We start from the raw sequence: 14,858 nt of genomic DNA, 5'->3' as shown, positions 1-14,858 counted from the left end.
GGTTCGGAAAGTCTTGCTATTCTCAAAACGGTAGAAATTAACCATAAATGGCAACAGTTTTGGCAGCAAGCTGCTTAGATAACAAAATGCCACTTTTATTTACAATACCTATTTTTATACAAATGCGTGTAAGCTACATTGTTAAACTATAACTTACCCCAACATTTCCAAAAACTCCTCTTCTGAAATCATCTTTACGTTCAATTTTGCGGCTTTATCCAATTTTGAAGCCCCGGGCTTTTCGCCGACAATCAGAAAATTGAGTTTGGCCGATACGCCGCTGACCAATTTCCCGCCGTTGGCTTCGATTCGGTTTTCGAGTTCTTCACGACTCATACTCGCAAAAGTACCCGTATACAAAAACGACTTACCTTCCAATGAATTGGATTCCATTACCACGGGTGCATCGTCGGTTTCCATTTTCACACCCGCCGCGCGAAGGCGTTCGATGTAAGCGCGGTTGTCGGCATCCGCAAAGTACTCGACAATGCTTTGCGCAATCTTTCCGCCGATTTCGGGTACTTGGCACAAAGCCTCAAAATCTGCCGCCATGAGCGCATCTATGTTTCGGAAATAGGCCGCCAGTTTTTCCGCTACCGTTGCTCCCACAAATCGGACTCCAATCCCGAAAAGGACCTGTTTAAAAGGCGCATTTCGGGATTGCTCAATGCCTTTCAGGATATTTTCAACGGTTTTTTCTTTAAATCCAATCTTTTTCGTTTTACCTGTTTCCTCGTCCGTAATGACTTTTTCCAGCCCAAACAGCTTCTCGTAGGTCAAATCGTAGAGGTCAGCGGGGTTTTGAATCAAGCCTTTGTCAAACAGCAATTCAATTTTCCCTTCGCCCAAACTATCTATGTTCATGGCTTTGCGGTGAATGAAATGCTCCATCTTGCCGCGCAACTGCGGCGAGCAACCGCGTTCGTTGGGACAATAATGGTTGGCTTCCCCTTCTTTTCGCACAAGCTCCGTTCCGCATTCGGGGCAATGAGTGGGATACGTAATGGCAAACGTCAGTCGGCTGTGCCGTTGCTCAACATCAATCCCGGTGATTTTAGGAATGATTTCTCCACCTTTTTCCACAAAAACCACGTCGTTGATGCGTAAGTCAAGGCGCTCAATTTCATTGGCATTGTGCAGTGAAGCCCGCTTTACGCGCGTCCCCGACAATTGCAGCCCTTTGCCGTCCTCATTGATATTGTCCAAATGAGCCACGGGCGTCAGCGCCCCCGTACGACCTACCTGATAGGAAACCGAACGCAACACGCCCGGTTTATTTTCTGCCTTGTATTTGAACGCAATGGCCCAACGCGGGCTTTTGGCCGTGAAACCCAGTTCCTGCTGTTGCACAATGGAATTAACCTTGATCACAATCCCATCCGTAGCCAAAGGAAGGCTGTGGCGCTTTGTTTCCCACTCGTGAATGTAAGCCAATACTTCCTCTATATCAGCACATTTCTTCCAACTCGGCGACACGTTGAAACCCCAACTTTTGAGCGCCAACAGGCTATCGGAGTGGGTTTCAAAAACAGCTTCGTCCGGCAGAAAATAATAAACATAACAATCCAATCCCCGCCGCGCCGACTCGGCGGAGTCCTGTAATTTAAACGCTCCGGAAGCGGCATTGCGAGGATTGGCGTAGGTGGGCTCATCGGCCTCCTCCAACTCTTTATTGAGTTTTTCAAACGACGAAATGGGCATAAAACCCTCACCGCGCACTTCGAAATTTGTGATTGGCGAATCCGAATTCTGAGTTCGTGAGCCTATTTTAAGCGGTAACGATTTTATAGTTCGTACGTTGGCTGTAATATCATCCCCACGGGTACCGTCTCCGCGCGTTACGCCTTGCTTCAGTACGCCGTTTTCGTAGGTCATACTGAGCGAAATACCGTCAAATTTCAACTCACACACGTACTCGTAGGCTTCTCCGTTGAGTCCTTTCCGAACACGCTCGTCAAAGTCGCGCAGATCTTGCTCGCTATACGTATTTCCCAACGAAAGCATCGGGAAGCGGTGAAAAACCGTTTTGAAATTTTTGGTAATGGTCCCTCCTACCCGTGCCGTGGGCGAATCTTCCCGCATTAACTCCGGGTAGTGGCGTTCGAGTTCAGTTAATTCCGCTAACAATTTGTCAAACTCAAAATCACTGATTTCGGAAACACTATCCTGATAATAGCGGTAATTGTAATGATTTAATAAGTCGGTCAGTTGGTCAATGCGTTCGGCAGGGCTGTGCATGGGGTAGTTTGGTAGCTTATTTGGTACTCGCGAAGTTAGGGAAGCTTATTTTTCAAACAAAGGAAGTTTCCATTAGATTACTCAATAAATTTCTATCTTCGCTTTTCTCATTTTATAAAATTAGGGTACGTATATGGAAATAGAGTTAGTGCCAACACTTACCAACTCCAGTGTAAAATCAAGGTTAGAGCATTTATTTGAAACCTGTCAGGTATTCAAGGGTTGTACTGCTTTCTGGACGATAGATATCGGCTTTCTCAGTTCGTTCGCAAGTGCGTTATTGAAACCTAATTCTTTCTTTTGTGCCGACATTCAATTGCCGACGAATATTAGAAAAATAGCAGAATTTAGTAAAATAGGAGTCAAAGAAATTTATTTGCATTTGTATCGCCAATCGCCTTTAGAATACACCAAAAACACAAATCTACTTCACAGCAAAGTTCTATTATTTCAACTGAACGACGAAGACGCTGAGATTTGGATAGGCAGTCATAACTTCACCAAATATGCTATTGGCGGCTTCAATTTAGAGGCTTCAATATCTATTAAATGCCGCACAAATGATGTTATATACAGCGATATAGAAAACTACCTTGAAAATATCAAAACCAAGTATTGTTCTAAGTTTGACCCAACCAAAGTGGAAATTTATGAGAAACTACAAACAAGAGATGCAGAAAAGACAACGGCTGACATCGCATTGCTAAAAGTTGTCACGCTTGTAGGCAGGAAAATGGACCATTTGGAAAAAGAACAAATCATTCAATTATTATCCGTGAAAGACAGTGAATTCTCAAAATTTAAAACCATTGGCGAAGAAATATATTTACATACTTTCGATACTGATAAATACATTGAAACTATCTATCAATGTCGAATTGAGCAATCTGGTTTATTTGATAAAACCATTGATAAATTAGAATTTGACTTTACTCTGCCGCGTCGCTTTGCTTATATCGGGACAGGGGCATTGTCTAAGCTGGAAGACGAAAGCCTCTACACTCAACAGATAATGAAAATATCAAAGTATTTTGTAAGTGTCGCGGTTATTAAAGTCGTAAATGACTGCATTTATGAAAAACCTGGAGGAGAAGATTTTTCATTTTGGAAATCAACTGACGAGAATCCATACATTCAACGATCACCTGAAGACATTCAAATTGATTTCACTATACAAAAAGCCACTTTTGACAGTAATATTTCACCGCCTAAGGTTGCTTTAACCGATTATTGGCGTGAATATGGGAATGAATTGAAGAAACTTTACAAAGAACTTGATTCAACAATTGAGAATGAAGATCCGTTAACAATAGCTGATGCAAAAGAAGCATCATTGTTTGATTCAGAACGTAATTCAAATGAAGAGTTAGAAAATTTGCTTGAACAGGTCCGGAAAAGTAAAAAGTTACCCCACTATTCTAAATCAATGATTGAAAGAATTATTCTTGAAAAAGACAATAAATCTCTACTCAATACAATAATCTAAAAGAATTATGCGACCCGTTCAGCCTTGTAATGAAGCACTTAGAGCCAATGGCGAATCGTTTTTAAATGGACAGCAGGAAACGCTTCCGAAGTTGAAATCATAGACTATCATTAAAATGGAAAAATTAAAAAATATTCACCCCGGAGAAATTCTATTGGAAGGGTTTCTGATTCCTCTTGCTATTTCAGCGTACAAACTGTCAAAAGACATTGAAATTCCCCAAACCAGAATTTCAGAAATCGTCAAAGGAAATCGCAGAATTACCGCAGATACCGCATTACGGCTCAGCAAATACTTTGGAAATTCAGCTAAATTTTGGCTTGGCTTACAGGATGATTTTGATATTGAAGAAATTTCCGCAAAAGGAACAATGCTTGAATCAATCAAAGCATTCAATCAAAACGTTGCCTAAGCGTTCAGAGTCCAAGTTTAGCGAGATAAGCGTCAGCCCATCTCCCCCGCCCTTTTTGCCGGCAAATAGGACACCGTAATCGTCACGGCGATTACGGACAGGGCAGTAATTACAAAATCGGGCCATTCCATTTTGACGGGATAAGCATCCACCAACGAACTCACCATACCCATCGAAACTAAGCCGTAGGTTTGTTGCAACCAACAAATTACCACGCCCAACACTAAGCCCACAATCGCGCCCGTCAACGCCACCAAACTGCCTTCAAAAAGAAAAATGCGCTTCACCGTCGCAGCCGTAGCGCCCATGGCAAACAGCATCCGAATATCGTCGCGTTTTTCGATGACAAGCATGGAAAGCGAAAAGAAAATATTAACCGCCGCTACCAACACAATCAGTATCAATGTCACGGTAACAAACAGCTTTTCGATGCGAATGGCGCGAAGTAAATCCGCGTTTTGTTCGTCGCGGGTGCGGACTTGAAATTTTTCTCCCAGTTTTTCAACCAACAGTTGCTTCACTTGGTCGGGGTCCGCATTTGGTTTGATTTGAATTTCCAAGGCGGAGCGTTGCGCCCCGTAGTTGAGCAATTCGGTGGCAAAATCCAAAGGAACAATGACGTAATCGTCGAAGCGAAGTTCGAGCATATACACCCCACCCACGCGAATGATTTGCTCATTAAACGCATCTGTTGAGTTCAAATTCAAGGTTTTTGTATCAGAACGTGGATACCAAAGTTCGAGCGGCGTGAGAATGTCGTTCGTGTTTATTCCCAACAATTGCTGCACTGTACCTCCTACGACGGCTTTGGGTTCTCCATCTTCCATTAGCGACAATTTGCCCTCAATCATCGACGTGTCCAATTGATGCCGTTGGGTATAAGTTTCATCCACGCCTTTGAGTTTTACCACTACTTTTCGGTCGCCGTAGCTCGCCAAAGCATTGTCTTCGACCACCTGCGTCGCAAACTTCACCCCTTCCGTTTGTTGGATTTGGGTCAATTGAGCGGGTGTTATCGTAAATCGTTTGCCTTTGGCGGGAGTAATTTTCAAATCCGGGTCAAAACTCCGAAATAACTGACGGTTCAATTCTTCCATGCCGTTAAATACCGACATCACAATCACCAAGGCCATCGTCCCCACGCCCACACCGAGCATGGAGATATTGGAAATCAAGCTGATAAAGCTCTTTTTCTTTTTGGAAGTAAAATAACGGCGGGCAACAAAAAGGGGGAAATTCATTCAGTTTACAGTCCACAGTTTACAGTTATTTTGGTTTACCGGTTCCAGTCAAAGGTAAACTTTTTGGCAATCCAAATCCTGCCCAGGGCTTGGCGGCATCGTCTATGACTAACGTCCAATCGCAGGTAGGACAGGCGACGGGGGTCTTAAACTCTTTGACACCTTCGTTGGTAAAATCACCGATTTTGGTGCTGACCCCGTCGCGCGGATTGAACCAATAGGCCACCAGTTGAGGGGTAGTTAGTTTTGCTAAATCAATTTTCAACGGTCGTCCCGTTGGAGTGTATGCAAACAGAAAATCTTTGTTTTCGCCCAAAGCCGCCATTTGATAGCCGGCATCGTCGGGATTGTCCCCTTTCAACAACGATTGCTCGGGAATAAGCTGATTCCACGGGTGCGATTCGTACAGTTTTCGTAAATAACCCACTTGCCACGCGCCGTCGTGGTCGATGGCACGCAGCCAATGCGTACGAGCCGATGAAACGGGTTTATTGCGATTGGGGTCAAAAAACTGCCAAATATCGTGGTCACCATACGTATGTCCGCATCCTCCCGCGAGCATCGCCCACCACGCTGCCTGTCGGGCATCGTGCGCATTGAAATAATCCTGTTCCGGTTTCCAATCCACAGGATGGTCTTCGTAACGCGGCTCTCCGTCCAAAGTAGGTTTGACGGGAAACAGTTGGTAATTCTGCCGCTGCATCACGTAATTTTTCGTGTTTTTGGCCGAGTGTCCCGATTGATACATATTGAAACTGAGCCAATTGTCTTTGTGAAAAAAGGCCGCCGAGTTACTATTCCCCGTCGGATGATAAGTCATCAATTGCGTACCTCCGTTTCCAGCCCGAATCCCTTCGGCCATGGCTCTGATAATGGCATAATGTTTCTCCGTTTCGGGGCTTCTGTCACCGCCCAAAATCCAGATAACGGGTTTTCCTTTGTAGCGTTTGCCCAACCATTCCCCATAAATGCGGGCATTTTCAGGAGTAAAAACTTCGGGACCGACACCCCATTTTTTACTGAATTTATCGCCCCACGTCGGCAACAGGCCCGTTACCAGACCCAACGAAGCGGCTTTGTTGATGACATAGTCAACGTGCTGAAAATACAGTTCGTTGGGTTGCGTAGGGTCATTGTTTTTAAGCGGTAACTGACCGTAGAGATTAGGTTGCGTCAAGCCGTCAAACTCCGCCAACGCCACTGCCTGAATGACCGTAAATCCCTGTTCGGCACGACGTTTTAGGTAAAAATCGGCTTCTTCCCGAGTCAACCGATGAAACAATTCCCAAGCGGTATCTCCCAACCAGAAAAACGGTTTTCCGTCACCGCGCGTGATGTTTCGTTTATCAGGAGCAATGTAAAGTTTTGACCACTGCGCCTGTTTGGGAGCCGGTTGGGCACGAAGAAAGGGTAAAGCAAAAAGGAAAAACAGCGTATACAAAGTTAAAAATGGCATGAAACAGCAGTTTTTGAAATAGCTAAGGTAGGAATACTTTAGTAATAAAGTCAACAGTAACGACTTCACTCCCTATTTTCTCAACTACCCAAGGTTATGATTTACGCTTACTCACTGCCTCCATCAGTCCGCGCATGTAGCCGATGGCGTATAGCATTCCGATGGTGCTATAGCCCGGGTTTTGGTTGCTGTCGCCTGCCATAGTGGGTACGTGGTCGGGGCGAATGGGGCCTTTGAAACCGACTTCGTAATAGGCTTTCATGGCTTCGTACATGTCGATGATGCCTTCGTCGTGGAAGGTTTCTTCAAAATTAAATTTCCCCCCTCGCACATTCCTGAAATGGACAAAATGGATTTTATTGCGTTTCCCAAAATAGTGAATGAGTGAAGGAATATCTTCGCCCATGAGCGCAAAATTTCCCTGGCACATCGTAATGCCGTTGTTAGGACTGGGGTATATTTCCAGCAATCGTTTAAATGAATCCACGGTATTCATGATACGTCCAATGCCCCGGATGCTGTCTACCTGCGGGTCGTCGGGGTGCATCGCCAATTTGATTCCCGCTTTTTCCGCTTCAGGTACCACCGCTTTCAGAAAATACTCCAGATTTTTCCACAAAGTCTCTTTGGACACTTCGCCGTATTGAGTGAGTGGTAAGTTTTTAATGGCTTCATAATCAAAGGCCGTTACCAACGCACCGCCGCGTCCGGGGCGGTCGTTTTGGGTGCGGTACCAACCGATGACGGGCATCCAATTATAGCAAATGGTATCAATACCGACCTGCGCCAGGTTCTTCATCAACGTCATAAAATTCTCAATTTCTTCGTCGCGCCCGGCCAATCCCAGTTTGGTTTTTTCGCCCAGCGAAGGCGGTCCTTCAATGACCTTTAGGCTAAGCCCCACTTTCTCCCACGCCTCTTTAACGGCCTTGACAGCGGTCAACTCCCAAGGCTTCGTATCTTTGAGCCCTACCATACCGGGACTGATACCGCCTACGGCACCGAGCACATCCAACTGTTTGGTCAACGCAATTTTTTGTTCATTCATCCCGCTAAAATACGCTTCACACAACTGCATACCAGCGTCTTTACTAAGGAATAATGGGTTTGCATCTACTTTAACATGTGCCATTCCTCCTACCGTAAGAGCCGCCAGAGAGGTGCTTTTTTTGATGAAGTTTCTGCGTGAATTTTTCATGCGTTTGATTGTTTGGGGAGTGAATAAACAAGTACAAATTTGATGGCTCGAACAAAATTTCAAAGCAGTGTAAGGCGCTTGAACTACTGTATGAATTTCAAAAGAAGCACTGAAATTTGATTATATTCCTTTGAAAAAAACCTTATAGTAGCTCAATGTCCGCTATGCCATAAAAGTCGAGAATAATACCATTACTATACACTGTCAACCTCCCTTCTATCTATGCTTAAATTTACTTACGCAGTTTTTTCCGCGTTCCTCGTTCTTTTTCTGACCGGTACTCAACTCTGGCAATTGGAGTCCGCAAAAAATCAGGAAGTTCTGACTCTGGCAGACTCCCTTCGCAACGCCTCAAGTTGGCCCGGCGAATTGACCGTTACCAATTTCACAAGCGCTGATTTGACACCCAGCCCCGCCTGTTTGGCCGTAGCTCCTACGGGCGAAGTTTTTGTGGGTGTCGATATGATCGGCTCGCTTGGAAAAAAGCCGGGCAAAGGCAGTATTATTAAACTAATTGACAAAGACAACGATGGCAAGGTGGACAGTCATACCACTTTTGCCATGGTCGATAATCCGCGCGGCATTCTGCCCGTCGGCGACCAACTTTTTGTGTTACATACCGTATTTTCTCCCGAAACCGGTATTGCATCGGGCATGGATTTGGTGGTTTTTGAAGACAAAAATCAGGACGGTGTTGCCGACGGTCCTTCGTCGCCCATTATTCAACACATCAGTTCTCCCAAGTTCCTGCAAAGTCGGGGTACGGACCACGCCACCAACGGAATTCGCATGGGGATTGACGGTTGGATCTACATTGCCGTGGGCGATTTTGGATTTCATAATGCCACCGACCGTTCGGGCAAAAAGATGACTATGCTGGGCGGCGGCATTGTGCGAATACGACCCGACGGCACTGAAACGGAGGTGTATACGCACGGAATGCGCAACATTTATGACGTAGCCATCGACCCTTTCATGAACACGTTTACCCGTGATAACACCAACGATGGCGGAGGATGGAATATTCGTTTCAGTAATCCGATTCAATCGGGAGAGTACGGTTATCCGGTTTTGTTCAAAAACTTTACGGACGAAATTATTCCCGCTTTAATTGACTTAGGAGGCGGCTCGGGTACGGGTTCCTTTTTTATGGACGATGATACGTGGCCGTCGCAATTCAACAACGTTCCGATGATGGCCGATTGGGGTCGTAGCCAACTCTATATTCATCGTGTTACTCCTGATGGAGCGAGTTATACCCAAAAGGAAGAACCGTTCATTAAATTAGCCCAAATCACCGATGTGGATGTGGATGCTTCGGGTCGGGCGTATCTTTCGGCTTGGGATGGTGCGGGCTATTCGGGAAATCCGGCGAAAGGATTTGTGGTACGCGCTGTGCCTAAAAACTGGACCTACAAAGCGTTTCTGGATAGTAAGAAATTGTCTATTTCAAAACTGGTTGGCTTGTTGAAATCAGGCAGCGGTGTGGCTCGTTTAGCGGCTCAGCAGGAATTGCTTACCCGCCCGGCTCAGAAAGTGATTAAACCCGTTTGGAAAATTGTCACGGATAAAAAATTGCCATTAGCCGTTCGAGTGGCCGGAATGTACACCTACGCACAGGCAACGGGAAGTAGCGGTATAGAAAATTTGCTGCAACTTGCCGCGGAGACTGACATGCGCGAGTTTGCACTACGCGCCTTGGCAGACAGAAAGCCCAACCTCAGTACCGTTCCCATCGAACCTTTCTTAAACGGACTCAAAGACCCGTCGCCCCGCGTGCAGTTGGCAGCCACGATAGGTTTGGGTCGTTTGGGACGGCCCGAAGCGGCAGAGGCTTTATTGCAGGTGAAAGTTCCTGCTTCTTTTGCAGCTCCTGCCATGGGCACGGAAGGCCCGCACGCTACGCCCAATTCAGCCATCATTCCCGCGCACATTGCGGTTCGTTCGTTGGTGAGTTTGAATGCCGTAGATGCCTGCGTAAAAGCCGTTGGAACCCAAAACTCAACCATTGCGCTCTGGGCACTGCGTTATATGCATTCCCCCAAAGCCGTGGACGGATTGCTCAGTGCGTACCAACGCACCAACAACGAAGCCCTGAAAAAGCAAGTTATGGTCACGCTGTCGCGACTCTATAAAAAAGAAGCCGACTATGATGGCTCATGGTGGTGGAGTACTCGTCCCGATACGCACGGACCTTATTATAAGTCCATTACGTGGGAATCTTCGCCCGCTATCAAAGATTTTTTAACGGAAGAATGGAAAAAATCGACGGACAAACAATACTTTGTGGACCTCAACAGCCGCCTCCGACTGGATATTCCTGAATTTAGCAAGGAAGAACCCGTGGCTGTCAAAGAAGAAGTGAAAGTGGATTTGGAAAAAATCAGAAATAAAAAAGGACAGGTAGGCGAGGCTTCCATCGAAGATGTGATGTTGGCAATGGCTAAAATTCAGGGCGATGCTTCTTTGGGGAAAACGCTCTTTACCCAACAGGGTTGCATTGCCTGTCACAGTTTGGCCAAAGGCGAGGTAATGAAAGGGCCGTTTATGGGTCAAGTCGGTTCCATTATGAATCGTGAACAAATTGCCGAATCCATTTTGAAACCCAACGCCTCTATTTCGCAAGGCTTCTCTTCGGTACTCATTACGGCCAAACGCAACAAGACGTACATGGGTTTTGTGACCGAAGAATCAGCGACTAAAGTAGTTTTGCGAGATATTACGGGACAGGTCACCACCATCAAAGCCTCGGATATTGTAAGCCGTAAGGAAATGGATAATTCAATGATGCCTTCGGGCTTGGTCAATGCCCTGTCTTATGAAGAATTTGCTTCGTTGCTTACTTTCCTTTCACAACAGAAATAATTGAACAACCGGATGGAACGCTGATTTTTAAGATACGTGAGTTCGATAATTAACTCTGTGGTTAACTATTTAAAAATTAACCACAGAGTTTCACAAAGTACGTAACAGAGTTTCACTGAGGGAGTACAAAATACCGTGTAACTCTGTGAAAAACCGGGATGGCAAACCGCTCAGTACAACTCCGTGTCCAAAAAAATAAAACACTCACAACCAACTAATTACATTTTTCAAATTTACGTTAAATTAGGAAATCAGCGTTCCACTATACAACAAAATGTTCCCTATGAAACTATTACTAATCACCGCATTAGCCCTTTTTTCCATCCTAACCTTTGGACAAAAAAAGGCAGACAAACAGGAGTGGAAACAACTCTTTAACGGTAAAAATCTGGACGGTTGGGATTTAAAAATCCGGGGATATGACCTAAACGACAACTACAACAAAACCTTCCGAGTGGAAGATGGAAAAATGGTGGTCCAGTATGACCAATACGACGATTTCAAGCAAAAATACGGTCACATCTTCTACAAAGGCGATTTTTCGTATTACCGAATCGCCGTCGAATACCGATTTGTTGGCGACCAAGCTCCAAAAGGCGAAGGATGGGCTACGCGCAACAGCGGCATCATGGTGCACGGTCAACCGGCGGCTACCATGGGAAAAAATCAGGATTTCCCAGCCTCTATCGAAGTTCAATTGTTGGGAGGACTTGGAAACGGCAAAAAACGCACGACCTGTAACCTGTGTACGCCCGGAACAAACGTGGTGATGGACGGAAAGCTAATCACCCAACATTGCATCAATTCCACATCCCAAACCTACGACGGCGACCAATGGGTAAAGGTAGAAGTACTGGTCTTGGGCGATTCATTGATTCAACATTTTATCAACGGAGAAAAAGTATTGGAATACAACAAACCGCAATTGGGCGGCGGCAACGTAAGCGGACACGATCCCGCTTTGTTGGTCAATGGTAAATTATTGGACCACGGCTCTATCTCGCTTCAAAGCGAAAGCCATCCGGTTGAATTCAGAAAAGTAGAACTGCTTGAATTAAAAGGATGTATGGACCCTAAAGCCAAAAATTACAAATCCTATTACGTAAAAGCCGACAATTCCACCTGCGATTACGGGAAGAAGAAAAAGTAAAAATCGCAGTCGCTTGCATCCCGCGACGAGGCCGCCCGTGTGGTGGCGACTATTATCAGGCTTCCAGTCTTTCCGGTAAGAACGGCCGGAGGCCTGATAATAACGGTCACTCGGCAGAGCCGAGCGACTGCTTAAGATTATTCAATTACTCTTACACCCACGTAAGAAGCCGTATTGCTGGAAGTATACACCCGATGATTGGCCTTTTGAAAATCACTTTCTTCGGCTTTATAAATATTCACAAACTTCTGAGGATTGCGGTCCACGAGCGGAAACCAACTGCTTTGAATCTGAATCATGATTTTGTGGCCTTTTTTGAATCGGTGCGCCGCGTCCTGCATGTCAAATTTTACATTTTCTATTTTGCCGGGCACCATCGCTTCGGGCACTGTAAAACTTTTTCGGAACTTAGAGCGCATCACTTCTCCCCGTACCAACAACTGAAAACCACCCATGGTCTTACGCGGGTTTTCGGGGCTGTCGTTGGGGGCATTGCCCGGATAGACATCAATCAATTTGACCACAAAATCAGCATCTGTACCCGTGGTGGACACAAAAAGATTGGCAAACACATTGCCCGAGATAGCCACATCTTCCGTTAAAACCTCTGATTCATAGACCAATACATCGGGGCGAGTGGCGGCAAAACGCTGGTCTTCGTACATAAAATCACTGCCTCGGATATTTCGGATTTCAGCCGTATAAGGAACCGGTTTGGCGGGGTCACCCGTGTATTCATCAAAGGCCGGGGCCGTTGTAGGAGTGGGTGAAAAGGAAAGTTTGCCGTTCGGATGCAGGTATAATTTCTTTTCAGACGTGTTTTTGGGCGGCCACTGATCGTACTTTTTCCATTCGTTGGAGCCAGTTTCAAAGATATATGCTTTGGGAAGTTCAGGATTAGGCTTGTCCTTTAAGTAATGATTGAAAAAAGGAAATTCTATTTCTTTTTGATAAAACTCACTCGTTTTGGAGCCAAAACGAATATTTCCCAATGATTCGCCCGTTCCTCTTGACCAGCCGCCGTGAATCCACGGCCCCATCACCAGTAAATTAGGCGAAGCAGGTTTGTTGTTTTCAATTCCCTGATAGGTTTTCAAAGGACCGTACAAATCTTCCTGGTCAAACCACCCTCCCACGACCATTACGGCAGGTTTGATATTTTTCAAATGTGGTACCGGCGTGCGCGATTGCCAAAACTCATCGTAGGTTTCGTGCTCCATCAACTGATTCCAAATTCGGTTTTCGCCTTTAAAAATCTTCTCATTTACATTCTTTATCGGACCTAAATTCTTATAAAATTCATAACCGTCTGGAGTGCCATAAGCCGAGAATCCGGGCTTTCCTCTTGGGCTTGGTGTAGGCCTTGGAGCGCCGTAGGAAGAAATAAACGAAAACGTCCCCATCAGAAAAAAGGCACCATTATGGTGGCGGTCGTCGCCCATGTACCAGTCCGTGACGGGTGCCTGCGGGGAAGAAGCTTTTAAGGCCGGGTGCGCTTCAATATTAGTCATGGTGGTGTAATAGCCCGGTGCAGAAATTCCCCACGTCCCTACCCTGCCGTTGTTGCCTTCTATATTTTTGATCAACCATTCAATGGTATCGTACGAGTCAGAGCTTTCGTCATTATCGGTTTTGTTTTTCTTTTTTGGGATAAAAGGACGATACGCCTCAAAATCACCTTCCGACATGTATTTTCCTCTCACATCCTGATACACAAAAATATACCCATCTCTGGCAAACAGCATGGACGGTCCCAACGACGTTTTATAGAGCGTATCACCATAAGGCGCGGAACTGTACGGCGTCCGATTGAGCATAATGGGATACTTGGCTCCAGTCGAAATATCCTTTGGCACATAAATGGAAGCATACAATTTGACCCCGTCGCGCATGGGAATCATCCGTTCCATTTTGGTATAATGCGTTCGAACGTAAATGGAGTCTTCTTTGATTCGGGCACTTTGGGCAAATAAGGTATTTGCCGTAAAGAAGAGAAAAAGCAGCAAGCCAGCTCCGATAAACGACCGGTGTGCTTTCTTCAACAGCGTTACTTTAAAAATAAGGGCGTGTAATGGGTGGTATAATTGAAAGGGATGCATAGGATATTGATTTAGTTAGGACCTACGCAAAATAATAAATTGATGTTACGCTTGAAAGAGTTTAGTATTAATTTGCTGTATAATTTAGTTCCTTTGAGCATGGATGTACAGATTATAGGATAAAAAAATAAGCAAAATTGAGTCGGTTAACGAATAACGGTTAACCATTAACTCGTGCTTTTGCAATTAATTGGGGAGTCGGTCTTTAAAGTAACCGTACGTCCAGGTACCCGCAATGGCGCTGAGCAGAGTCACAAGCACTACTACATATCCACTGCCGATTTGAGCAAACAGCGGTCCCGGACAGGCTCCCGTGATGGCCCAACCTAAGCCGAATATCAATCCGCCGTAGATTTGTCCCCGTTGAAATTTCTTAGGGTGGAACTGTACTTCTTCGCCCGATAAGGTTTTGATATTGAACTTTTTAATCAAAAACACGGAAATCATACCTACCACTACGGCACTTCCGATGACGCCGTACATGTGAAAACTTTGCAAACGAAACATTTCCTGAATGCGAAACCACGAGATGATTTCGGCTTTCACAAATACAATCCCGAACAGGATTCCTACCACCAAGTATTTGATATTATCAGCCCATGATTCCAGCTTTGCCATGTCGTTGGGGGCTTCGCATACAAACAGCGGTTCTTCCTGAACAAGTTCAGGGGATAATTTTCTATAAGGCATTTCAGTATTTTTTAGGGTTGATC

Annotated in this window: 10 protein-coding genes; 4 read left to right on the top strand and 6 right to left on the bottom strand. The window is 45.3% G+C overall.

Going from position 1 to position 14,858, the window contains the following annotated elements:
- Window positions 1-153 precede the first annotated feature (153 nt).
- Window positions 154-2,238 (bottom strand): NAD-dependent DNA ligase LigA, encoded by a 2,085-nt coding sequence (gene ligA / locus Q0081_RS20700; RefSeq protein ID WP_298357925.1) that lies wholly within the window; start codon window positions 2,236-2,238, stop codon window positions 154-156.
- Between the two features lie 133 nt (window positions 2,239-2,371).
- Between ligA and Q0081_RS20695 the strand changes: the two genes are divergently transcribed.
- Complete coding sequence (locus Q0081_RS20695; RefSeq protein ID WP_298357922.1) at window positions 2,372-3,724, top strand: hypothetical protein; 1,353 nt, start codon at window positions 2,372-2,374, stop codon at window positions 3,722-3,724.
- A gap of 115 nt (window positions 3,725-3,839) precedes the next feature.
- Complete coding sequence (locus Q0081_RS20690) at window positions 3,840-4,136, top strand: HigA family addiction module antitoxin (RefSeq protein WP_298357919.1); 297 nt, start codon at window positions 3,840-3,842, stop codon at window positions 4,134-4,136.
- A 32-nt stretch (window positions 4,137-4,168) separates the two neighbouring features.
- Here Q0081_RS20690 and Q0081_RS20685 read toward each other — a convergent pair whose 3' ends face one another.
- The 3 genes from Q0081_RS20685 to Q0081_RS20675 form a co-directional block, all read right to left on the bottom strand.
- Entirely contained in the window at window positions 4,169-5,377 is a 1,209-nt protein-coding gene (locus Q0081_RS20685; protein ID WP_298357917.1) for an FtsX-like permease family protein, read from the bottom strand.
- Between the two features lie 25 nt (window positions 5,378-5,402).
- Window positions 5,403-6,833, bottom strand: coding sequence for a glycoside hydrolase family 140 protein (locus Q0081_RS20680; protein WP_298357914.1), 1,431 nt, complete (start codon window positions 6,831-6,833; stop codon window positions 5,403-5,405).
- A 94-nt stretch (window positions 6,834-6,927) separates the two neighbouring features.
- Window positions 6,928-8,031, bottom strand: coding sequence for a mannonate dehydratase (locus tag Q0081_RS20675; RefSeq protein ID WP_298357911.1), 1,104 nt, complete (start codon window positions 8,029-8,031; stop codon window positions 6,928-6,930).
- Between the two features lie 222 nt (window positions 8,032-8,253).
- Between Q0081_RS20675 and Q0081_RS20670 the strand changes: the two genes are divergently transcribed.
- The gene (locus Q0081_RS20670; RefSeq protein ID WP_298357908.1) at window positions 8,254-10,896 is read left to right on the top strand and encodes a HEAT repeat domain-containing protein; all 2,643 of its coding nucleotides are present in this window, start codon (window positions 8,254-8,256) and stop codon (window positions 10,894-10,896) included.
- A 283-nt stretch (window positions 10,897-11,179) separates the two neighbouring features.
- Window positions 11,180-12,046: a DUF1080 domain-containing protein gene (locus tag Q0081_RS20665; RefSeq protein WP_298357905.1), complete on the top strand. Its 867-nt coding sequence runs from the start codon at window positions 11,180-11,182 to the stop codon at window positions 12,044-12,046.
- A 137-nt stretch (window positions 12,047-12,183) separates the two neighbouring features.
- Here the strand turns inward: Q0081_RS20665 and Q0081_RS20660 are convergent, their stop codons facing one another.
- Both Q0081_RS20660 and Q0081_RS20655 read right to left on the bottom strand, forming a co-directional pair.
- Window positions 12,184-14,145: a CocE/NonD family hydrolase gene (locus tag Q0081_RS20660; RefSeq protein ID WP_298357902.1), complete on the bottom strand. Its 1,962-nt coding sequence runs from the start codon at window positions 14,143-14,145 to the stop codon at window positions 12,184-12,186.
- A gap of 186 nt (window positions 14,146-14,331) precedes the next feature.
- Window positions 14,332-14,763, bottom strand: a complete 432-nt coding sequence (locus Q0081_RS20655; protein ID WP_310586515.1) for a DUF6691 family protein — start codon at window positions 14,761-14,763, stop codon at window positions 14,332-14,334.
- Window positions 14,764-14,858 lie beyond the last annotated feature (95 nt).

The sequence above is a fragment of the Runella sp. genome, from assembly GCF_027484545.1.
GTDB lineage: Bacteria > Bacteroidota > Bacteroidia > Cytophagales > Spirosomataceae > Runella.
This window is presented reverse-complemented; position numbering and strand designations above follow the sequence as displayed.